Raw genomic sequence first — 20,859 nt, 5'->3', positions numbered from 1 at the left:
TATTACATCATGGCTACCCAATCTCCTGACTCTCAATATTTTCGCGACTCACAAACTCAAGCCCAGATGGAACTTCTCGCCACAATAGTTCAGACTGATGTTGCTTACCCCTGGAATCCTGCACAGCTTGAATCAGAATCTTATTTGAGTGCCCTAGAGCAGGAGTTTGCGCTGTCTGATTCCTTCAGCGACAGCGATATTGCCCTGAAGTCGCAAGTTTTATTTTCGCAATTAGAAAAAGTTTGGCTGACGACTGCTCTGCAAAAGTCTTTGCGCGAAAAATTTGCTCGCGTTCCTCAAGATTTTCTGGCCAGCATCGCTCAAAGCGTGCAAAACGCAACTGTTAAGTATCAATCTTTAGCTGACCAAATGGTAGAGTGCGTCTTAGATATTTTGCCTCAGTGGGCTGAGGAAGATTTGCAGGTGTTGGCACGTCCTTTGGCTTATGCCATGCGAGATGTTGATTCGGAAGGGGGGGAATTAGTCATGGCTACTAACAGACCTTGGGCCCAATTGTCGGAAATAGAACAAGCTAGAGTTAGTTTGGCTGTCGCCCGCTATGCAATCTCGCAATTAGAAATTGCTGATTAGTTTTTTCACGGCTCGATTTTGGTGCTGCGAAATCGGTAATTTTGTTTAAAGTAATATAGAATTAATCTACCTTAAGTTAGATGTAAAAATCGTCTAATTGTTAAATCAGCAGGATTGCTAGAGTTTGAGATTGAAATGCTGTACTGTCGCCCGAACCAGGGGAAGGGACAGGAAACTCCGGGAGAATGGCGAGCGTTGTGGCTGTTGGTAGGAATTGCTTTGAAACCGAGGGGTGTTTTTTGAGAGAAATAAGCCAGTTAAAGCGCTCGGAGTTTCGCAACTTTAGATCTCATATCAAATCAGGTAGCATCGGCATTAATATTACCACAAATCAGGACACGGCAGTGCCGTGTCCCTACCCCGATAGATTGTCGGAAAACGACATTCCGATATCTGATATATCATTTTTGCACAGTCAAAATTGACACAATATAAATATTTTGGTAACATAAATTTAGTTATTTTTCTCGAAATTATTCAATCTATGAAACTCAACTCGTCGTTGTTTTATAAAATGGTTGTGGTGGCAAATTTGCTTCTAGCATCAGTCACCGCTTTCGGTATCGTTGCTCAAGCCGAGACAAAAAGTTCTACTAAAAATTATAAAGCTCAATGTAGTTTTTACGGACAAAATCAACCACAGGCACAAATGATCGGCTGCTCAGTCAAGCAGAGTCTCAACCGAATTACAATTACCTGGGATGATGGATTCACAACTAATGTGGTGTCTTCACCAGATGGTGTTTGGCAATCAATGCCATCTCGATCGCTCGCCGGAGTAACATTTTATGCCGGTAGTGGACAAGTATCTAGGGTTGAAATTTACGAAGGTCCCGGTAAAGGCATTCTTGTGGTAAATCCTATTTAAAATTAGGTCAAAAAAACCGGTTTGTTTCAAACATCGCGGATCTATCCGTATAGATGTTGATTCAAAAACCGGGTTTTTGCTCCGGTGTATCTACGACTGTTACTACCAAACTTTCTCCTACAACGATCGTGGCGGTTTTGGGGTTGGTGCATTGGGAAGAGTGCGAGTGGATTAAATAACTTCGTAGGTTGGGTTGAGGAACGAAACCCAACCTACAAAAAATGCAAGTTATTTAATTCTCATTCCATAGGTAACTAGGGCTTGCTGAATAAGTTAAGAAAAATCACGATCGCAATTGATGGGTGATTCAAGTTCGGCGAAACATAATTTTTTGTTTTGTAACTTACCAAGATATAATTTTTGATAATCATTGAACCGTAACCAGGCATTGTTTTCAGAAATCGGCAGAAAAAGATACAAAAAACCCGTCTTAACCAGGTAGAAAGGTTCATTACTACAAAAGTAATAGCAATAGCTGTTTGAGAAGTATTATCAAGTTTTGCCATGACCCGATTCAAGCTGAATCTTCGTTTTCGCAAGTCCCAAATTTTCCTTCAATCGCATTTCTAATTCTTTCATCTTCTAAGGCTTGTTTTTTGTTTCTTTGCTCACATTAGCTGGAGGTCTTCCTAAAGGCGGTCCACTAATTCTAATTCCTCTTTCTTTACACCATGCTCGGTTTTCTCGATTTCGATAAATGCGATCTGCATGGACTGATTCTGGATAGTATCCTGTGAAAGCATAATACGCTTCTATTTGGGCTTTTAAGTCTCCCGATTCGTTAAAGTTATCCCAACTCATCCGGTCTAAAAATACATATCCTTCAAAGCAACTCGCTGATAGTTTAGCTCGCCTCTCTACTGGTTTCCCCGCTTTTCCTCTGATAATGGGACGGATATGGGGTTGGCTTAAACTTACTATTCTATCCTCTATGCTCTGTTTGTTATTTTCAAATAACCAGAGCTGTTGCCTATAAACTTCAGCTACCACTAACAAGGTTTTATATTGCTTTTTATTCAGATTTTCTAGGGTAGCACCTGACTCGATTAGCTGTTCAATATGAGCTATGTTTCTTTTGATATATTGCAGTTGTTTCTTAATTGCTTGTCTTTTTTTGTTCCGGGTGGGACGTTTTTGTTTTGCTACTGCTAAGTAGTCTTTTCTGGCTATTTTTCGGTAGGTTCTGGGTTTGTTCTTGATTTTTACTTTGAGAGACTTATAGAGAATGTCGATGATTTTTTCGGTATGAACTCGGGCTCGATTTAATAGTCCTAAGTCGGTCGGATAGCTAATGTCGGCTGGGGTACAGGTTGCATCTATGATTAATTTCCCTTGATTGGCTAACTCATTTTTTGCGTCCGAATCCTTTTTTTTTCGGTTTTAACTGAGGTGGTTTCACGCATTTTCTTGACCATTTTTTCGTTCACTTTATTAATTAAGTTCGCACTGATTCGTTGCCGAAAGTGAACTAATAGTGATGGGTCAAAGGGTAGTTCATTACTGTAGGTTGATTGACCGATAAAGTATTGTAGATATGGGTTTTCGCGAATTTGTTCTACTCTTGGACGATCGCTAATTCCGAGTTTTTCTTTAATGATCAATGCCCCCAATGCCATCCGAAAGGATTTAGCTGGTGCGCCCATTTCTGTCGGGAAATTTTCAGCATATTCTGATTCAAATTCTGACCAAGGAATTAGTTCGGCCATTTTTACCCAACGGTTGTCTGCTGACAACCTTCCTCCGAAGGGCAGTTCAAACTCGGATGGGGGGCTTGGGGCAAGCTCAGCTTTTCTGTACACAAGCGCAAATGGTGATGCAAGGGTTTTGTGCTATTTTACCTGTTTATCTTGCACCTAACTCGCTTGTACCCTCTCTTAACCCTTTTGGTGTAACCTTTTGACACTGATTCAGCAAGCCCTAACTAAAGCCTTCTTCCTTCTGCTATATTTGGCCTGGCTTGGACTAGCTAACGAGTTTGGCAACAGCAAGCAAGATGAAGTATCATACAATTGTCAAAATGTTAAAAAATGTAAATATAGTATTTGGGGTGTGTCAGAATTTTCAACTGAATTAAAAAGTGGACAGCATGAAACCCTTACTGTTGGATGCACGATCGGGACTTTAAAATTATTTTATGACAACTTCAAGATTTGATATTCAAGACTTGAAACGCCGCTTTTGGCGGATTTCGCGGATGCCGACGGCAACGCTAGTCGTGTTGGGGGCGGTTGCTTTCGCAGGTGCGATCGCCGGAGCCTGGTTTGGCAGTGAAGGCACTGTCAGCGGTATTTTTGCCACAATCAACACTTGGCAGCAAAACCCGCCTGTGTGGCTGCAAGTGCCTGCTACGAGCAAGATGTATTTGTTAGTGCCAACTGTGGCGCTTGTCTCCGTTGCTTTAGCTGCAATTAAAATTTCGCCTCAACCGGAGAAATGGTCGCGCGCCGTAGTAGTTGCAATACTTCTGGCTTTAACCATTCGCTACGTTTTATGGCGATCGCTCGCTACTCTAAATTTAACCGATCCCCTCAACGGGATATTTAGTTTGGGGCTGTTTTTCCTAGAAATGCTACTGGTTTTCAACACCAGTATTCAACTGTATTTAATGCTGAGAATGAAAGACCGGCGTCGAGAAGCCGATCGCATGGCAGTTGCAGTTGAAGCTGGAAACTTTACCCCGCCCGTAGATATTTTGATCCCAACTTACAACGAACCGGCCTTTATTTTACGGCGCACTGTCATCGGCTGTCAAGCTTTAGATTATCCCAACAAGAAAGTATATTTGCTCGACGATACCAAGCGGCATGAAATCAAGTTGCTGGCAAAAGAACTGGGATGCGAGTATATAACCAGACCCGATAACATTCACGCCAAAGCTGGAAACATTAACCATGCCACAGCCCTAACTAATGGAGAACTAATTGTAGTTTTCGATGCCGATTTTATTCCCACTAAAAACTTTTTAACTCGAACAGTTGGATTTTTTCAAAATCCAGAAATCGCCCTCGTTCAAACACCGCAAAGCTTTTACAACCACGACCCCATCTCCCGTAATTTAGGTTTAGAAAATGTGCTCGCGCCGGAAGAAGAAATCTTTTACCGACAAATTGAAATCATCAAAGACAGCGCCGACAGCGTGGTTTGTTGCGGTACATCTTTTGTAGTGAGGCGGAGTGCTTTAGAAACAGCGGGAGGCTTGGTCACAGATTCAATCTGCGAAGATTATTTTACCGGAATTCGGCTGTCAGCAACCGGATATCGCTTAGTTTATTTAGATGAAAAATTGAGTGCTGGTTTGGCTGCTGAAAATATAGAGGCTCATCTAAATCAAAGGCTACGCTGGGCGCGAGGCACGCTTCAGGCATTTTTTATTGATTCCAATCCTTTAACAATTCGCGGTCTCACATTCGTACAAAGGCTGTCTCATTTGGAAGGATTGCTGCACTGGTTTACCAGTTTAACCAAGGTTTTATATCTGTTGATACCTTTAGGTTATTCATTTTTCGGCATAATTCCTTTGCGGGCAAGTGCGCGGGAATTGCTGTACTTTTTCCTGCCTTACTATTTGGTGCAACTTACTGTGTTTTCTTGGCTGAACCGCAGATCGGGATCGGCTTTGCTTTCCGATATTTATTCGTTCGTCCAGTGTATTCCTTTAGCGGTGACGGTGGTGAGTTCCATGCTGAATCCCTTTGGGAAAGGGTTTCAGGTGACGCCAAAAGGAATGGCGAGCGATCGCTTTAGTTTTAACTGGAATTTGGGATGGCCTTTGATTGTCTTGTTCGCAGGTACAGCAGTCAGTTTGTGGCATAATTTCAACATTGATTTAGTGAAAAATGTTGACACAGTACAGTCAATATCAGAAAGTGCACATCTGTCAAAAGGAATGAGTTTGGGATGGGTTTGGAGCGCTTACAACCTGCTGATGATCGGGATTGCATTGCTGATTTTGGTGGACATTCCTAAGCCGGACATTTACGAATGGTTCAATTTACGCAGGGTTGTACAATTAAATATTGGCGGTAAAAGTTTTTGGGGTATAACAACAGTAATTTCGGAAAGTGGCGCTGAAGTTGCTCTGACGCAGCGGCCAAGTTTTGCGGTGACAGGTAAAGGTAGTAAAGAGAGTCTGACCCCAGCAGAGATTTGGCCAAAATATGCCGTTCAGACAAGTTTATCGCAGGGTAAAATAAAAGCGATCCCTCGCAGTGCGGCAGTCAAAGCAAGGGGATCGGTAGGGCAGTCTGTTATTGAGTTCGGCACCGATCGTCGTTTGGCTAAAGGTTTGATTGATTGCGATTCGGCGACTCTGGAAATTATGGAAGAGAACTGTTTTATTCCTGTGGCTAAGATTGAGTTGGTGAGCGATAAATCTCAGTTTTGGTCGAGTTTTCGGGATGGAAAAGAGTGCAGTTTTGTGGAATTTCCCACTGTGCGAATTGCGTTCGATCGCCTGAATATTAGCCAGCACCGCTGTTTGATCGAAATGCTGTACTGTCGGCCGGGCCAGTGGCAGCGGCAGGAAACTCCCGGAGAATGGCGATCGCTGTGGCTGTTGTTGAGAATTGCTTTGAAACCGAGGGCTGTTTTTGAGAGGAATAGGTCAGTTAGACCGATCGCAGTTTCGCAACTTTAGAGAGAATTTCTCCTCGTTGGGAATTTTTTACGGCAGATATCAGCAGATGAAGGTTGATGGATTTTTAGATAGCATTACCTCATATCTTTTAAATAATCGTGCAAAAAGATTTATACATTTTCAGTTAGCAAATGGAGAAAGTTTTCAAGATTTGGAAAAATTCTGGCGGTGGTTCTGCCGCAATGTCGGTTTGGGTTTGCAACTGGGCAATCAAATAGCAGAATCTTGGGATGAGTTATTTGGCAGCCCGGTTAGCTGCAAGATTTACTTCGATCGGTATTTGCTAGTCTCAACAACCAAACTTTTAGTGTTAGCTTGAGGCGATCGCGATCGCTTGTTTGCCTATCCCAATTTGACATCTTTGGCGGACTTTTGCGAACTTGGCACTCCTGAAGCCAAAAATCGGGGAATTTGGCGAAAACTCCGGTTAGTCGTGATACGCTCCACTAAGCTGTATAAGTAGTCAAACAAAATTCATTACACAAACAACTAATATGATATATAGCCTTTCTTAGAAAGATGAGGTACTCCGCGGGCATCGGCCAAAGAGGGCATCGGCCAAAGAGGGCATAACTCACTTTTTTGAGAACCGCTGTAATAAAAAATATCAAGTTGTGTTCAAAGAGGTTTTATATGTTTTCACTTCGAGATATCAATCCACTTTCCTTGAAACTGCTAAACCGAATTTATCGCGAAAGCAGACATCATCAAGTGCGCCTAGCAAGCACATTTTTTTTATTTTAGCTTCACAAAATATCAAAAATGAAAACTTAATCAAAATCTTTAAAGTTAGTTATAAGACCATGTATAACTGGTTGAATCGATGGGAATATGAGGGAATGCTCGGATTATATAATAAACCAAGTAGAGGCAGAAAAGAAACATTTAATTCTGCACAATCAGATCAAATTAGAGACTGGGTAAAATTGCAACCAAAACAATTAAAGCAGGTAGTACAAAAAATCAAAAAAGAATGGTCTGTTAATATAAGTACGGAAACAATTAAGAGAATAATTAAAAAAAAAGGATGAGTTGGCATAGGATGCGTCGAAGTGTTGGCGGCAAGCCAGACTCCATAGAATACAAGGAAAAAAAAGAAAAGTTGTCAGAATTAAAACAATTAGAATCTGAGGGTAAAATAGATTTATACTATTTGGATGAATCCGGATTTTGTGGCATCCCTTGTGTCCCTTATGGATGGCAAGATATTGGTGAATATTTGTCAATTGATAGTCGTAGAACTAAGCGTTTAAATGTCTTGGAAATCATGAATCGGCAAAACACTATTCATGCTTATGTTTCAGAGCAGACTATTAATTCAGATGTAATCATAGCCTGCATAGATACTTTCTTTGCTATGGTGGAGCGGCCAAGAGTTATTGTAGTAGATCGAGCTCCTATTCATACTAGCAATGCCATTTTCGATAAAATTGAAGAATGGAAAGAACGCGGTTTAACTATATTTGAATTGCCTACTTATTCACCTGAATTGAATTTAATTGAGATTTTGTGGCGGTTTATCAAATATCAATGGCTCGAAATAGATGCCTACTCTAGCTGGCAATCTCTTGTTTCATCTGTAGAAAGAATTTTTAAATAATTTGGAGATAATTATGTAATTAATTTTGCTTGACTACTTAAATCACGGCGGTAAAGCCACAATTGGCATTGGCGACGTGACAGGGCACGGTTTAGAAAGCGGCGTGTTAATGATTATGGCGCAAACAGCAATTCGCACTTTGTTGGTTCACAATGAAACCGACCCAGTTAAATTATTGCAGACAGTCAACCAAACGCTTTTTGACAACGTAGAGCGCATGAATTGCGGTAAAAGTATGAGCCTTTCTTTGCTGGAAGATCGGGGAGACAACATCCTGCGTTTGAGCGGACAGCACGAAGAGGTGATTGTCGTGCGTGACTGCGGCGAAGTAGAGCGGATTGATAGCATGGACTTAGGCTTTCCCATCGCCTTAGAACCAGATATTGCCGATTTCATTGCTACTATTGAAATACAGTTAAATTCCGGGGATGTTGTCGTACTCTACACAGATGGAATTACCGAAGCTTTTGATATGAATCAAAATGAATACGGTATCGAGCCATTGATTGAAGTTGTTGTCTTTAACAGGGAAAAGTCAGCAGCAGAAATCAAGCAAGCTATTATTGACGACGTGCGGCGATACATCGGGGAGCAAAAAGTTTTTGATGACATTACTTTGGTAGTAAGTGTTTTTGCTTGACCAGCCCTAGAACTTACCAATGAATATTATAACCTACATTTGGCGATCGCCAATAGTTTACAAACCCGATATCGGCACAAACTCGTAACCGTAACTCGTGCGATTTCCGGGTTTAACAGTTACCAACTGAACTGCTCGATTGCGATCGCCCGAAGGTAAAAACCGAATCGAGCCGGATGCTCCTTTTGCCGAAAAATCTGACGCCGATAAAGCTTGTTGAATGCCTGTACGAGTCGGATTGCGCCCTAAACCGACAATTAAGGCGATCGCCGCATCGTAGGCTAAAGCTGTGCGCCAGCTTACTTCAGCATTCCAAAGTTGTTTGGATGTTTGGGGAAAATTTGACTGCGGATCTGCGAGAATGTGCCAAGGAATAGCCAGCACCATATCTGTTGCTGCTGCACCATCGATTTGCAGTGTTTTAGCAGTATAAGCACCGTCTCCCGCCAGTAATGGCAGCCGTTTGGCGTTGACTTGCACTACTTGCAAAGCTTGGTCGATCGTGGCTGAATTGGATGCTAACATAATCACTTCTGCTCCTTGGGCGATCGCACTTTTAACGCTATCGGCCGCATTAAAATTGCCCTTGGCAAAGTCAAATTCGCCTACTATTTGTCCTCCATCTCCGTAAACAGCCGTAGTGAATTCATTTTTTAAAGATGTGCTGTAACTGCTGGCAGAATTGAAAAATACAGCAGCTTTTTGCTTTTGCAATTTCCCCAGCATATAGCGGGAAAGAGCATTAGCCGCAAACCGATCGCTCGGCACAGTCCGAAATATATTTTTGGCAACTCCTGAGAGCTGCACCGACGTGCTTGTGGGAGAAATTGCTACTAATTGTTTTTGCTGGTAAATCTTGCTGGCTGCTAGCGTTGTATCTGAACCAAAATGCCCGATTACTCCTAATATTTCCGAGTTATTTGCTAAAGCCGTGGCAATTTGTGCGGCAATTTCTGGGTTGTTGTCATCGTTAGCAATTAGCACTTTTAATGGAGTACCGCTAATGCCGCCGCTTTGGTTGATTTCATTTTGAGCTTGAGCTACGCCCCGCAGAATTTCTAGAGCAGCATTGATATCGCCGCCAATGGGAACTGCGGCGGCAATTGTGTAGGATTTTCGAGATCCGATGCGGGCGTTGTTGAGGTAAATTAAGGCTTCTGGATCGTTGCGTTTGGTGTTCAGCGAAGCTTGTAAATCGGAAATAGCTGCGTTATAGTTGCCAGATGCGATCGCCTGTACTGCTGCTTGTTTGGTGGTTGTGGCTTGCTCTGGAATTAAGAGTTTTTGTCCGGCACTCAGACGCTGCCCAATTGCCTGCTCTGACTGCGGCGAATTCCCCGTCGGAGATTTGGGAAATGTCTGATTTTGGGGTGATGAACCTCCGAGATTGATGCCACCTCGGCTTGTCAGCCACCAAATACCTGCACCGGCTAGCGCGATCGTAATTAGGAGCGATAAGATGAGAACAGCAGTTTCATTTTTTTGTGACATAATTTTACCTTTTTAGATTTTTGAAATAACGAAGTCATTAGTCATTAGTTATTAGGAGCGATTCAAAAACATTGACCAAGGAGAAAAAGTGATTTTAACTTGGCGAACCCGAATTGATGTAGCGTGCGTCAGATAGAGTGATTGTATCTATCAATTGACGATCTCGGAGCTGAGGCACCATGCAAGCCTAAAATCCAGTAGTCACTACTCCCTTATTATATGCGATCGCCCGGACATGATATAATTCAGTAGCATTGGCATAGTAAAAATAGCGATCGCACTGTTTAGCCTGAATGCTTTCAAGGTGGTTCCACCAGAAAAGTGCAGTAATTTTTATAAGTTACCGATTCAAAGATTAGTGAAGCCTACCCTGCAAGAGCGCCACTTCCTCCATTTTAAATTTAGTTAAGCAGGCAAGAAATGATAACTGGTAGATTAGATAAAACGCTGAGTGTTGGAACTGATGTGGCAGCTTGGTTTCTCTTTCATCCGCACGATCTGGCACATCGTCGGGCAGATCCTCCTAGTTGGTGGACCTATGACTTTGCCATTTTTAAAGAATTTGCCGCTGGAACACTTGTTGCCGTCCACACAGGGGGGGATGGTAATTCTACAGTTAGGTTCACTAACGTGGGATTGACGGAACGAGAACTTACCTACGCAGTCTGTTGGGCTGATTTTCGGTTGCAGGTAAAACATCAATCTCTCTATCTGGATGGGGGTTATGTGTTGCCAGCAGAAGAGTGTGACGAAATTGAGCGATGCGATCCGGAGAGTTATGGATGGATTGAGTTACCCAATGGCAATTATCGAGTGACGGTTCATGCGATCGCTTGGTACGACGAACCAGGTGCGCTGGACGAGAACAATTATTCAACCGAGTCAGCTTTAGCTGCCTATGTTGTTCACTTTCAGTCTGTGGCAGATCTAGATTCGATTACGCCTCCAAAAACGCTTCCAGATCTATATCCACTGTGTTCAACTTCCGAAGATGTGGTATTTTCTGAAGGCGAAGAGTTATCGATTCAAAACACACCGTTGCAATGGTCTGAGTACCCTGTCTTACAGTGGCATGAGGTGATTTTTCCCTACAGCGAACACCGATTAGATCTCACTGGATTAGAACCGTTTAAGCTAAGCGACGGGCAGGTGGTTACGGTTTTATCGTTAGACGTTCCTACAATTGGGACACTGGTTCAATACACATATCTGGACACATATAGGGAGGGCCACTATCAAGCAATGGGTGTAGAAGCAATCCGGTTGGTTGAGTTGAAGCGCCTCTTTAAACGCAATGAGGTTTTTTGGGCAGAGGTTGAACCTTATAATCCAACTTTTGTGCCTGCCGATCTAGAATCCATTGAGGAGTTGAAGCGTCTTTTTGCAGGCTATGCAACAATCAAACTTACCAATTCCATCCATGTCAAGTATCCTCACTTTTATGCAGAGCATATTGCGTCCCTGACAGAAGTCCGTGAGTTGGGATGGCGGGTTGCTCATGCTCTAGATTTAATAAGCGATCGCCAACAGGAATTACTAGCCCTCTCAGAAAGAGAATTAATTCACAGGTTGATCTGTCACTTGAGTCACAGAGAGTAAACCAACATTATACAATCTGAGGTGAGTAAACCTGAGAACTATCTTGAAAAATACCTAGGGGCTAACTCTTCAGTCCTGTATTTAGTTACAAATTTTTAGGTTAAAGTTGGTTACATATCATAAACATTTGAAAAAAAGCTTTTCTTAATCATATCTTTATTTTTCTCCGCGGTTGGGACTGGGAGGGAGGCTGTAACAGCAAAGGGTTCGGTAAAATAATTAAAGTTTGTTGAAATTTATAAAAATAGCTGCAATACTTTGTAATGTAAAGAGGAAAGTTGAAAAATATCTAAAGACAAACTAATTGGATTGCGATGTCGCTAAGGTAGTATATATGACGGTTTGTCACAGAAAAAGAGTGTTAAGCTCGGCTAAGCTCAGCAAAAGTAAAAGCTCGCTATTTCATTAAGTTCGATCGATAACAAAGGCTAAGGTAAAGTTCATGGCAAACTCAGTTTTAAATCAGCCAAACGCAGCAGCAGGAGTGCAGTGGCAGCCAAAAGATATTATCCGCGGCCTAGTGTGGAAAATTGCGATCGCAACCTGGCTGTTAATGGCTGTAGGCAGCGCCACGCGAGTCATGAATGCGGGGCTCGCTTGCCCCGACTGGCCGCTGTGCTACGGTCAATTAATACCCGCAGCGCAAATGAATTTGCAGGTATTTCTGGAATGGTTTCACCGGTTGGACGCAGCAGCAATTGGCTTAAGCGCGATCGCACTTTTAGGACTATCTTTGTTTTACCGCAGCCGCCTGCCAAAATGGCTGCCGATTGCGAGCGCCGGAGCACTATTTTTAATCGTTTTTCAAGGCGTATTGGGCGGCTTGACAGTAACACAACTGCTGAGATTTGACATCGTTACCGCTCACTTGGGAACAGCTTTACTATTTTTTGGCGCCCTGCTAGTCATCGGTTTCATGCTGACTCCCTACCAAGCTACAGGAAATGTCGGCAAATTGGCTTGGGTAAGTTCGATCGCAGCACTGTTAGTTTACCTGCAAAGTTTGCTAGGAGCATTAGTAGGCTCTAGATGGGCACTGCACCAATGTTTGAGCTCCTCAGAATTGTGCTCGGTAATGAACAGCCACATCGCGGGTATCGTACCAGCTACAGCAGCGACTTTAGCCGTAGCAGTCATGGCTTGGCGGCAGCCTGCACTGAGTCCAAACTTGCGAAAACTGGCTAATTGGGCGAGTGTTTGCCTCATTGCTCAATTAGTTCTGGGATTAGCAACATTCCGGCTGCACCTTCAGGTAGAACCGCTGACAGTCGCCCACCAAGCAGTCGGTGCTGCTTTGCTGGGAACCCTGGTAGCTTTTAGTGTTTTAGCTTGGCGCGATCGAGTTTTATCAGCTTGAGAGTAATATTATGTCCGGTAGCATCGTTATTATTATAATCCAAGGTCTTGTAGGGGCGGGTTCACCATGATTCTCGATAAAAGCCAACAGTTTCATAAACCCGCCCCGCCCATACAAGCACCAATCAACCGGACAGGATATAAAACGCAGATTTATCTATTCCTTGAGTAAGAGAGGGCTGATTTATCTCTCGTCGGTGGGGGCGGGTTTATTAATCCTTTTAGCTACGGCAGATATCTCTCGTAAAACCCGCCCCTACGAACCAATGACAACTAACTGACAACTAACAACTAACAACTAATAACCGATGCAAGAAGTTCTTACAAACAATAGCCCCCGCCTCCACGAAAACTTTTCGCAAGTCGTGAAAAGTTACTATCAACTAACAAAACCCAGAATTATTTTACTGCTGCTAATCACCACATCAGCAGGAATGTGGATGGCCGCCAAAGGAGAAGTCGAGCCGCTATTGCTGGTATCAACTATTACCGGAGGCGCTTTAGCTTCTGCCTCGGCGAATACGATTAATTGTGTTTACGACAGCGACATCGATTATATTATGGAGCGCACCCGGTGGCGGCCGATTCCTTCCGGGCGTGTCAAGAAGCGGGATGCTTTGATATTTGCGATCGCCCTAGCTACAATATCCTTTACATTGCTCACAGTTGTTGCCAACTTATTAGCCGCATTGCTAGCAATGTCAGGCATCGTTTTCTACGTCCTAATTTACACCCACTGGCTGAAGCGCCACAGCGTGCAAAACATCGTCATTGGCGGTGCAGCAGGGGCGATTCCGCCGCTAGTTGGGTGGGCTGCGGTGACGGGAGATTTGAGTTGGGGTGCGTGGCTGCTGTTTGGGATTATCTTCCTGTGGACACCGCCGCATTTTTGGGCATTAGCAATGATGATTCGCGACGAATACAAGGAAGTAGGCGTCCCGATGTTACCGGTAATTGAGGGCGACGAAGAGACAGCCCGCCAAATTTGGATTTACACGCTATTGATGATTCCTGCAACTTTGCTGCTAGTTTATCCCCTGAATTTAGCCGGCGCGGTGTATGCCGGAACAGCTATTTTCCTCGGTGCTATTTTTGCCCAAAAAGCTTGGTTGCTGTTGCAGACTCCAGAGGATAAGATTGTTGCGCGATCGCTCTTCAAATACTCTATTCTCTATCTGATGCTATTGTGCGCTGGCATAGTAGTTGACAGTTTGCCTGTGACTCATAATTTTACTACTGCTCTCGTACAAAATGTGCAAACTTTGATTAGTGCAGTTGTGATGTAGTTAGGACTTACGCATAAATACCAAAGAAACCGGGTTTTTCACCAGGATTAAAGTCTCAAATGCACTATTGTCCTAAAAAACCCGGTTTCTGCGTAAGTCCTAGTAGGGAGTTAAATTGTAATTCTTAAAATTCAGCCCGCATCTAGCGGGTTTTGTTTGTTTACTTTAGGGAATGGGATATAGCCATTTGCGAAATAATTGTGTTAAGCGCGGCATGACTAAATAGGTGAGCAGGATCACAGTCAGACCTGTAATCATCAGAGATGTGAGCAAGGCAGGAAGCCCTGATAGTAGCGGTACCAGCAAACGATTGAGAATAGAAATGGTAAAAAACACTCCCAACCATGTAACTAACGCCATTTTGTAGCGAGGGGGTGGAGCCTTCATCGATTTATTGGGCAGCGTAAACCAGGTTTCCAATCCGGTCAGGGTTTGAATATCTTCTGGCTTTTCAATCAAAGGCTGCAATCGCTCAATCCACTCTCGCCGAACATCAGATTCTAACCAGGCCTTGAGATTGTCGTAGCAATCGAACTTGAGAATGACCACGTACTCAGGATGGGCGTGATGCTGGGGTCGAATAGTGCTCACACCCAGATGTCCTTTGAATTTTCGTGCATCTGCGGCGATGCCATGAAACCAGGCTTCGTAACCTTCCTCGCGCCCCGGTTTCACGACATGAGAGATCACAGCGGTGACTAGATAGTTTTCTTCACTGGTATTGCTCGCCAACGGTTCTTCCAACATAGAATTTAGAGAATTAACTGAGAGAAAAGTTTTATTCAGAACAACCACCCTAAAGACACCAAATTGCTGGGCAGTTTTCGGCAGCACGTCTTGAAACAGAAGGGAGATTAACGAATGCGATCGCGAAGTTTTGGCATGAAATGAAATGACTATAAAAAGACTTACAATCATTGACAAGAGGTATTAAAAATACCCTCTACGTGACTTAAAACGAAGTAGTTGCCACCGCTACGTTCCACGTAAAATTGATAACCTAGCGATGACAATATTAACTCAGTTACACAGGAGCTAAATAAACGAGGCGCTTTCTCACTACTTGCTGGGAGATCCAGCCTTAGTCGTTGCTGCATAGCTAGTCATCAGGTTTTTGTAGTCAGGAATAAACCCTGCTAACAGACTACCCAGTCCTTCAATATCGTTGCGCCAGTCACGGTGCAATTCACACACAACGCTAAACCAATTGACCAACTGAACTCCAGCACGAGACATTCGATCCCAAGCTGCATAGCGACAGGCTTCATCGAAGGTTCCAGAAGCATCGGTGACAACAAAAACCTCATAACCTGCCTCCAATGCCGAAAGCGCACAAAAAGTAACACATACATCAGTGACAATTCCGGCAATAATCAATTGCTTTTTGCCTGTTGCTTCTACTGCTTTAACAAAGTCCTCGTTGTCCCAAGCGTTGATTTGTCCGGGACGCGGAATAAAGGGAGCATCTGGAAACTTCTCCTTCAGTTCAGGCATGATGACTCCATTGGGGCCATCCTCAAAGCTAGTTGTCAAAATTGTAGGCAGGTTGAAAAACTTGGCTGCACTTGCCAGCGCCAGCACATTATTTTTGAAGTCGGCGGCACCAATATCGCGCACGAGAGAGAACAATCCTGTTTGGTGATCGACCAACAAAACCGCAGCATTATTCTTGTCTAGACGGTTGTATTTGAATGTAGACATGAGGTATTTCTCCTATTTTGGTTATGGGTGAATGAGGAATTGCAGAATGGAGTCAAGAATCAGAAAGCCTTGAGTTGTACAACTTAAATGTGCTTTTTTATTAAAAGCAAAACATCTATTTCCTCTAAATGGCTTATGGCGTAACCTGTTGCGGCATGAACTCTGTTTGCAAAATCTTACCAAATTTCACCACTAAAGATCCGCAAGTTAAGCGCTGAGTTAAGGCGATCGCCCTAATCTCGACACACGTTACACCAACGCCCCTAACGCTTTCAATGTCGCTTTTTGAGCGTTCGTCAATCCCGCCCGGCCTCGAATATTCATACCTTCATACAAGCGATCGCCCATCAACATCTTAATACAGCGCCCAGTTGCGACATCCCACAGCTTAATCGTGCGAATGATAAATTAGGTCTTTTGGGCAATTATATAAACATGATTTTCAGGATACTGGTCATATTCGAGATGGCGGCAGGTGCAATGATGGTCAACCAGAATTTGCAGGAAAGTATCTACACCCAAAGTGCTGTAATCAAATTCTTGACCTTGAAATGCTCCCGAAACCTCGCTGCTTGTATGTCCGCCGCCACAAGTGAATAGAAGCACTCCATCGGGTTCAAGCGCATCGCATAGCTTTTGTATCACAGGCGCTTGCTTGTTGATTGGCAGATGAAACGTGCTGTCCCACGCTGCAATCAGGCTGTAAAGTTTCGGCGGCAGCCAATCACAAATGTCTTCCCGGTAAAACGTGATTTCTGGATGTAGCCGCTGGGCTAAATCGATCATTTCCCTAGAAATATCAAGTCCTTCAGCCCCAAATCCATGCTTGGATAAACTGTTGATAAAACGTCCGCTGCTTCCACACCCGACATCAAGTGCTGCGTGCTGCTTAGAAGTAAATTTAATCGCCCGTTCTAATTGAGCAATCCCGTAGGTTGAATCTTGATGCTGAGTTTGCCACCATTGGGCAATTCGGTCGTAGCGGGCAGATGTATCATTTGGCTCCACAGAGTCACCTCACAAGTGTCGATCGAGATTTTCAGGACAATTACAATTTTTGTCCGCGCTACGCACAGACTACACCAATGCCCTTAACGCTTTCGTTGGAGAGGCAGGCACGAGCAGACGAGAAGGAAATAAACTTTACTCCTATATCATTAAATCTTGAAACTACCAAATTTTTCACTGTTTCAATTTCCGGCTGTGAGTGGGAAAGTGGCGATTTCTGTTGGAGATTCTGGCAGAGGGGGGCGCAGACAAAGATAAACTAGCGGCCCTAACAGCGGAACTAGAGAGACTGCCCAAAAAATGCGATCGTCCGAGAGTCCGCGGCGTGCCATGTCGTCTCCCAAAAGTGAGGAAAATATTACAGCCATCAAGCAACAATCCCAAGTTATTAAATGCACAAAAGGAATTGACTGCCACTGCTTGACATAATCTCCCCAATCTCCATTTAACCAAGCCCAAGCTAACAGCCAGATAGTAGTTAGTAAAAGTACAATGCCTGTCCAGCGGGAGTCTGATATTTTGACCGACATATCTTTGCGCCCGGAAAATTGTGCCTGGGGCTGGCGGAGGAGTAAGTAGGGAATTAAGCCGATGATGCCGGCGCCGTTGGCAGCGATGAAAGCAGGCCAAGCGGATATATTTTGGGTTCTCTCATCAATGAATAGGAGGCAAGCGTAGACCATCGGCCACACTCCCATGAGAGCGAATACAGTGACAAGGTAGGGGTTAATTCCTTCTAGCTGGAATTTGAGCATTTTTTCCATAACTGTTAGCGTTCCGGGTCGATCGAGAGGAGCTAGCAGCAAGGTGTAGGCAATAAATGTTGCCCACAGCAAACCCAGAAACAGTTTTGTTTTCATCAGATATAACGAGCATTGGAACCCGACTAAACTAAATTATGGTAGAGTTGCGGCCGAGTTAGCGCCGTCTATCTTAGGTGATCGGCAGTTCGATTGGAACAGCGGCTGCAAACCCCGTGTTAGTTCGGGGATGAAATGCTCTACAGCAGCCGATCCTTACTTTAGGCAGACGCAGGAGCCACGTCAGGAGAGATACATTTTAAAGAATCGGTTGTTTTCATTACACAACCCCTGATTAGAAAAGGAGTTTCAGCGGTGAATTTAATATCTGTAGAGGAACTCAAAGCGCTGGTACAACAATCTCCTGGATTGTGCGCCTCAATTTATATGCCAGTCGCTCAAGGAACAGAAATTCAACAAAATCCGATTCGGTTCAAAAATTTAATCAAAGAGGCTGAAGACAAAATAGTAGAGTACGGATTTGATAAGAAAGAAGCGGTGGAATTGCTAGATCCAGTTCGAGCAGAAATTGACCGGGAAAAATTTTGGGAAAATCAAAGCAATCTGCTGGCTATTTTTGTCGGTTCGGGATTTTTCCGATACTATAGCTGTCCGGTTAATTTTGAGGAATTAGTGGTGGTGAGCGACAATTTTCACGTCAAACCGCTGATGCCTCTGCTGACAGGAGATAATTTATTTTATGTTTTAGCTCTCAGTCAAAAGCAAGTGAGACTGATTGAGTGTACTGCTTATAGTGCTAGGGAAGTTGAAGTTGAAGACTTGCCGAAAAGCCTTGAGGAGGCTCTGCAATCTGACCCTACTTCTAAAGAAGGTCAGTATCGGATTGCTACTTCAAAAGGAGGCACTAATAATCCTGCTCAGCATCCGGGAAGTTTTCACGGCCAAGGAAGTCCGGATCGAGATGATCCCCAGCAGGAAATATTGCAGTATTTCCACATAATCGATGCGACGCTGCAAAAATATTTGCACAATAAAAAAGCTCCTTTAGTGTTAGCTGGAGTTGAGTATTTGCTCCCGCTTTACCGAGAAGCCAATACCTACCCGCATTTAGTTGAAGAAGGAATTAGAGGCAATCAGAAACTTCTCAAGCCGGAAGAGTTGCGGGCAGAAGCTTTGCCGCTGGTGGAACCTTTGTTTTTGCAGGCTCTGTCAGAGGCGATCGCACAATACCGCGATCTGACAGGAAGCGATAAAATTTCTGCCGATTTGAAAGAAGCTGTTTCGGCTGCTTATTTTGGACGGGTCGATCGACTGTTTGTTGCTCTTGGCGTTCAACAGTGGGGTACTTTTAATCCCGATACGAACGCGGTGCAAATCCACCCAGATGCAGAATTGGGCGACGAAGATTTGTTGAATGCGGCAGCAATTCAAACTATTCTCAACGGCGGAACTGTTTACGCGGTGCCGCCGGAACAAGTGCCGGACAAGGGGCCTTTAGCTGCTATTTTTCGCTATTAATTTACCAGGCTTAAAGCAATGGAATCTAGTTCAATGACAAATTCCGACAAAAAAAACCCAACTAACACCAGCGATACCGAACGCTGGGCATCTTTAATTGGTGGCGGGGCGCTGGTGCTTTTTGGTTTGTCGCAGCGTTCTTTGCGAGGTGCTTTGCTGGCGGTTGCGGGCGGCGGTTTAGCGGCGCGCGGGCTGGGGGTTGTGGAGGGTTTGCAGTCGGCAGCAGATCCGAATCAAAGCATTAAAGTTGAAAAGACGGTGACGATCGACAAACCGGCTGATGAATTGTACCGTTTATGGCGCAATTTTGAAAATTTACCTCGGTTTATGAAGCATCTCAAACACGTTACGGTCATTGATGAAAAACGTTCTCACTGGATTGCCAGCGCGCCGATGGACAATAGTGTGGAATGGGATGCAGAGATTGTCCGCGAAGAAGAAAATCGCTTAATTGCTTGGGCGTCTGTGGAAGGAGCTGATGTTGACAATTCTGGCTTTGTGCGCTTTCAACCTGCACCAGCGGGACGCGGTACTGAGGTAAAAGTTGTCATCGAATACAACCCTCCGGGCGGTGCAATTGGTGCTGGTGCTGCTAAACTATTTGGCGAAGCTCCCGAACAGCAAATTGCAGATGATTTACGTCGCTTTAAGCAGTGGATGGAAACAGGGGAAATAGCGACGACGGAAGGTCAATCTTCTGGCCGCAAGTAAGTATCGCACTTTTGGTCTTAAGCCCTTGTAGGGACACGGCGAGTGTAGGGACTTAGGACAAGCCCATAGGTGTTCAACTTAAGCTTTTTGTCCACCAATCCTCCCGCCCACCCGTTAGTCCGCCAGGGAATGAATTCCCTGTCTCATAGCGAAAGTCCTCTCAAAGAGGACTGAAAAACTCATTAGTCGGCGACCGACGACTTTAGCTTTGAGGCAGGGGTTTCAACCCCTGTCGGACTATCGGTTGTACGTTAAGTTGACACCTATGGACTCTTGGAGTGTCCCTACGACACGAGCGATCGAGCGGGATGTCCTTGAGTACAAAACGTAGAGTTTGTACTCTCAACCTATTTGTTGTTTACCTGATTAACTGATGTCATCTCAAGTGGTTTTCGGAAATGCGGGCGCTGAAGGTGCAAGTCGGGGCGGTTGGTTTGCGGGTCACTTTATGACGCCGGGCGATGACCCGCGATCGACTTCAGTTTTAGAGGTAAAATGGGGCACTCACCCCGCCGGAGATTGCAGGACTCAGTGGGCGGTAAATGCACAAGCCACGACGCTTTCTATCCTGGTAAAAGGGCGCTTTCGGCTGCAATTTCCAGAGCAAGAAATCTTGCTTTCTCGCGAAGGAGATTATGCTCTCTGGCTGCCGGGAGTGCCTCATTATTGGTCTGCCGAGGAGGATTCGGTAATCGTGACTGTGCGGTGGCCTTCGCTACCGGGAGATAGTTCAACTAAATAGCCAAAAACTTTGTTAAACTTACTCATACTTGCTCTTCCCGATAACTTTAATGTGGTCAAAAATGTACGCCATCAAACGTGAACTAAAACTTAATAAGGTGGAAACCTCGCAGATGCGTGGGAACGCTGGTTTTAAGCGTTGGGTGTACAATTTTGCTTTAAATCTGATCCAGTCAAGTTGGGGATTTGAAGGTATTAAAGCCAGTGACTCGAAACGGATTGATGCCATCAAAAAAGTATTTACTCAAGTCATAATGTCAGAGGCTGAAAACTCATGGATGAAGAAATATCCATCGACTGTTTATCAGTCTGCATTTATCGCTCTGAAAAATGCTTTTGGCTGATGGCGTAA

Annotated in this window: 17 protein-coding genes and 3 pseudogenes; 14 read left to right on the top strand and 6 right to left on the bottom strand. The window is 44.2% G+C overall.

The annotated features are described in order from the left end of the window. Positions 1–9 precede the first annotated feature (9 nt). From OSC7112_RS01495 to OSC7112_RS41555, 3 genes are all read left to right on the top strand, one after another. Positions 10–591, top strand: coding sequence for a hypothetical protein (locus tag OSC7112_RS01495; RefSeq protein WP_015174254.1), 582 nt, complete (start codon positions 10–12; stop codon positions 589–591). A gap of 484 nt (positions 592–1,075) precedes the next feature. Continuing rightward, a complete protein-coding gene (locus OSC7112_RS01490; RefSeq protein ID WP_041622317.1) occupies positions 1,076–1,459 on the top strand; it encodes a hypothetical protein in 384 nt (127 codons plus the stop codon). 53 nt (positions 1,460–1,512) lie between these two features. Further along, positions 1,513–1,638, top strand: coding sequence for a hypothetical protein (locus tag OSC7112_RS41555; RefSeq protein ID WP_263053572.1), 126 nt, complete (start codon positions 1,513–1,515; stop codon positions 1,636–1,638). 75 nt (positions 1,639–1,713) lie between these two features. Here the strand turns inward: OSC7112_RS41555 and OSC7112_RS36785 are convergent. Beyond that, a pseudogene (locus OSC7112_RS36785) lies at positions 1,714–3,258 on the bottom strand (IS5 family transposase). Positions 3,259–3,593: 335 nt separating this feature from the next. Here OSC7112_RS36785 and OSC7112_RS01465 point away from each other — a divergent pair. The 4 genes and pseudogenes from OSC7112_RS01465 to OSC7112_RS01445 form a co-directional block, all read left to right on the top strand. Further along, positions 3,594–6,095, top strand: coding sequence for a glycosyltransferase family 2 protein (locus OSC7112_RS01465; protein ID WP_015174252.1), 2,502 nt, complete (start codon positions 3,594–3,596; stop codon positions 6,093–6,095). 46 nt (positions 6,096–6,141) lie between these two features. After that, positions 6,142–6,414, top strand: coding sequence for an AAA-like domain-containing protein (locus OSC7112_RS01460; protein ID WP_150111467.1), 273 nt, complete (start codon positions 6,142–6,144; stop codon positions 6,412–6,414). A gap of 314 nt (positions 6,415–6,728) precedes the next feature. Beyond that, positions 6,729–7,695: pseudogene (locus OSC7112_RS35100) on the top strand (IS630 family transposase). A gap of 31 nt (positions 7,696–7,726) precedes the next feature. Further along, positions 7,727–8,335 (top strand): annotated as a pseudogene (locus tag OSC7112_RS01445) (PP2C family protein-serine/threonine phosphatase); the annotation flags it as partial. A gap of 57 nt (positions 8,336–8,392) precedes the next feature. Here OSC7112_RS01445 and OSC7112_RS01440 read toward each other — a convergent pair. Next, positions 8,393–9,826 carry an ABC transporter substrate-binding protein gene (locus OSC7112_RS01440; protein ID WP_015174251.1) on the bottom strand — a complete coding sequence of 478 codons (1,434 nt, stop codon included), beginning with the start codon at positions 9,824–9,826 and terminating at the stop codon, positions 8,393–8,395. A gap of 420 nt (positions 9,827–10,246) precedes the next feature. On the opposite strand from OSC7112_RS01440, the gene OSC7112_RS01435 reads away from it, so the two are divergent. The 3 genes from OSC7112_RS01435 (at position 10,247) to OSC7112_RS01425 (ending at position 14,067) form a co-directional block, all read left to right on the top strand. Next, positions 10,247–11,425: an LON peptidase substrate-binding domain-containing protein gene (locus OSC7112_RS01435; RefSeq protein ID WP_015174250.1), complete on the top strand. Its 1,179-nt coding sequence runs from the start codon at positions 10,247–10,249 to the stop codon at positions 11,423–11,425. 442 nt (positions 11,426–11,867) lie between these two features. Next, complete coding sequence (locus tag OSC7112_RS01430; RefSeq protein ID WP_015174249.1) at positions 11,868–12,782, top strand: COX15/CtaA family protein; 915 nt, start codon at positions 11,868–11,870, stop codon at positions 12,780–12,782. A gap of 307 nt (positions 12,783–13,089) precedes the next feature. After that, on the top strand, positions 13,090–14,067 hold the full coding sequence (locus tag OSC7112_RS01425) for a heme o synthase (protein ID WP_015174248.1): 978 nt from the start codon (positions 13,090–13,092) through the stop codon (positions 14,065–14,067). A gap of 165 nt (positions 14,068–14,232) precedes the next feature. Here the strand turns inward: OSC7112_RS01425 and OSC7112_RS01420 are convergent, their stop codons facing one another. The 4 genes from OSC7112_RS01420 to OSC7112_RS01405 all read right to left on the bottom strand — a co-directional run bounded on the left by OSC7112_RS01420 (position 14,233) and on the right by OSC7112_RS01405 (position 17,636). Continuing rightward, positions 14,233–14,814, bottom strand: a complete 582-nt coding sequence (locus OSC7112_RS01420) for a putative antibiotic biosynthesis monooxygenase (RefSeq protein ID WP_041622311.1) — start codon at positions 14,812–14,814, stop codon at positions 14,233–14,235. A 312-nt stretch (positions 14,815–15,126) separates the two neighbouring features. After that, entirely contained in the window at positions 15,127–15,768 is a 642-nt protein-coding gene (gene ycaC / locus OSC7112_RS01415; RefSeq protein ID WP_015174246.1) for an isochorismate family cysteine hydrolase YcaC, read from the bottom strand. 408 nt (positions 15,769–16,176) lie between these two features. Continuing rightward, positions 16,177–16,776, bottom strand: a complete 600-nt coding sequence (locus OSC7112_RS01410) for a class I SAM-dependent methyltransferase (protein ID WP_015174245.1) — start codon at positions 16,774–16,776, stop codon at positions 16,177–16,179. A 182-nt stretch (positions 16,777–16,958) separates the two neighbouring features. Continuing rightward, on the bottom strand, positions 16,959–17,636 hold the full coding sequence (locus OSC7112_RS01405) for a hypothetical protein (protein ID WP_015174244.1): 678 nt from the start codon (positions 17,634–17,636) through the stop codon (positions 16,959–16,961). A 255-nt stretch (positions 17,637–17,891) separates the two neighbouring features. Here OSC7112_RS01405 and OSC7112_RS01400 point away from each other — a divergent pair, with 255 nt between their 5' ends. From OSC7112_RS01400 to OSC7112_RS40635, 4 genes are all read left to right on the top strand, one after another. After that, a complete protein-coding gene (locus OSC7112_RS01400) occupies positions 17,892–19,055 on the top strand; it encodes a baeRF3 domain-containing protein (RefSeq protein WP_015174243.1) in 1,164 nt (387 codons plus the stop codon). Positions 19,056–19,073: 18 nt separating this feature from the next. Next, the gene (locus tag OSC7112_RS01395) at positions 19,074–19,766 is read left to right on the top strand and encodes an SRPBCC family protein (protein ID WP_015174242.1); all 693 of its coding nucleotides are present in this window, start codon (positions 19,074–19,076) and stop codon (positions 19,764–19,766) included. Between the two features lie 373 nt (positions 19,767–20,139). Then, positions 20,140–20,508 carry a hypothetical protein gene (locus OSC7112_RS01390; RefSeq protein WP_015174241.1) on the top strand — a complete coding sequence of 123 codons (369 nt, stop codon included), beginning with the start codon at positions 20,140–20,142 and terminating at the stop codon, positions 20,506–20,508. Positions 20,509–20,569: 61 nt separating this feature from the next. After that, positions 20,570–20,851, top strand: a complete 282-nt coding sequence (locus OSC7112_RS40635) for a helix-turn-helix domain-containing protein (RefSeq protein ID WP_223300733.1) — start codon at positions 20,570–20,572, stop codon at positions 20,849–20,851. Positions 20,852–20,859: the final 8 nt, after the last annotated feature.

Origin of the sequence: Oscillatoria nigro-viridis PCC 7112 (assembly GCF_000317475.1) — a bacterium.
In the GTDB taxonomy this organism is placed as follows: domain Bacteria; phylum Cyanobacteriota; class Cyanobacteriia; order Cyanobacteriales; family Microcoleaceae; genus Microcoleus; species Microcoleus nigroviridis.
The sequence above is the reverse complement of the archived record's forward strand: the minus strand, read 5'-3'. Positions and strand labels throughout refer to the sequence as shown.

What these genes read in the sequence shown, in the direction of transcription:
- OSC7112_RS01495 (WP_015174254.1), top strand. Translation starts at nt 10, where the DNA reads ATGGCTACCCAATCTCCTGACTCTCAATATTTTCGCGACTCACAAACT.
- OSC7112_RS01490 (WP_041622317.1), top strand. Translation starts at nt 1,076, where the DNA reads ATGAAACTCAACTCGTCGTTGTTTTATAAAATGGTTGTGGTGGCAAAT.
- OSC7112_RS41555 (WP_263053572.1), top strand. Translation starts at nt 1,513, where the DNA reads ATGTTGATTCAAAAACCGGGTTTTTGCTCCGGTGTATCTACGACTGTT.
- OSC7112_RS01465 (WP_015174252.1), top strand. Translation starts at nt 3,594, where the DNA reads ATGACAACTTCAAGATTTGATATTCAAGACTTGAAACGCCGCTTTTGG.
- OSC7112_RS01460 (WP_150111467.1), top strand. Translation starts at nt 6,142, where the DNA reads ATGAAGGTTGATGGATTTTTAGATAGCATTACCTCATATCTTTTAAAT.
- OSC7112_RS01440 (WP_015174251.1), bottom strand. Translation starts at nt 9,826, where the DNA reads ATGTCACAAAAAAATGAAACTGCTGTTCTCATCTTATCGCTCCTAATT.
- OSC7112_RS01435 (WP_015174250.1), top strand. Translation starts at nt 10,247, where the DNA reads ATGATAACTGGTAGATTAGATAAAACGCTGAGTGTTGGAACTGATGTG.
- OSC7112_RS01430 (WP_015174249.1), top strand. Translation starts at nt 11,868, where the DNA reads ATGGCAAACTCAGTTTTAAATCAGCCAAACGCAGCAGCAGGAGTGCAG.
- OSC7112_RS01425 (WP_015174248.1), top strand. Translation starts at nt 13,090, where the DNA reads ATGCAAGAAGTTCTTACAAACAATAGCCCCCGCCTCCACGAAAACTTT.
- OSC7112_RS01420 (WP_041622311.1), bottom strand. Translation starts at nt 14,814, where the DNA reads ATGTTGGAAGAACCGTTGGCGAGCAATACCAGTGAAGAAAACTATCTA.
- ycaC (WP_015174246.1), bottom strand. Translation starts at nt 15,768, where the DNA reads ATGTCTACATTCAAATACAACCGTCTAGACAAGAATAATGCTGCGGTT.
- OSC7112_RS01405 (WP_015174244.1), bottom strand. Translation starts at nt 17,636, where the DNA reads ATGAAAACAAAACTGTTTCTGGGTTTGCTGTGGGCAACATTTATTGCC.
- OSC7112_RS01395 (WP_015174242.1), top strand. Translation starts at nt 19,074, where the DNA reads ATGGAATCTAGTTCAATGACAAATTCCGACAAAAAAAACCCAACTAAC.
- OSC7112_RS01390 (WP_015174241.1), top strand. Translation starts at nt 20,140, where the DNA reads ATGTCATCTCAAGTGGTTTTCGGAAATGCGGGCGCTGAAGGTGCAAGT.
- OSC7112_RS40635 (WP_223300733.1), top strand. Translation starts at nt 20,570, where the DNA reads ATGTACGCCATCAAACGTGAACTAAAACTTAATAAGGTGGAAACCTCG.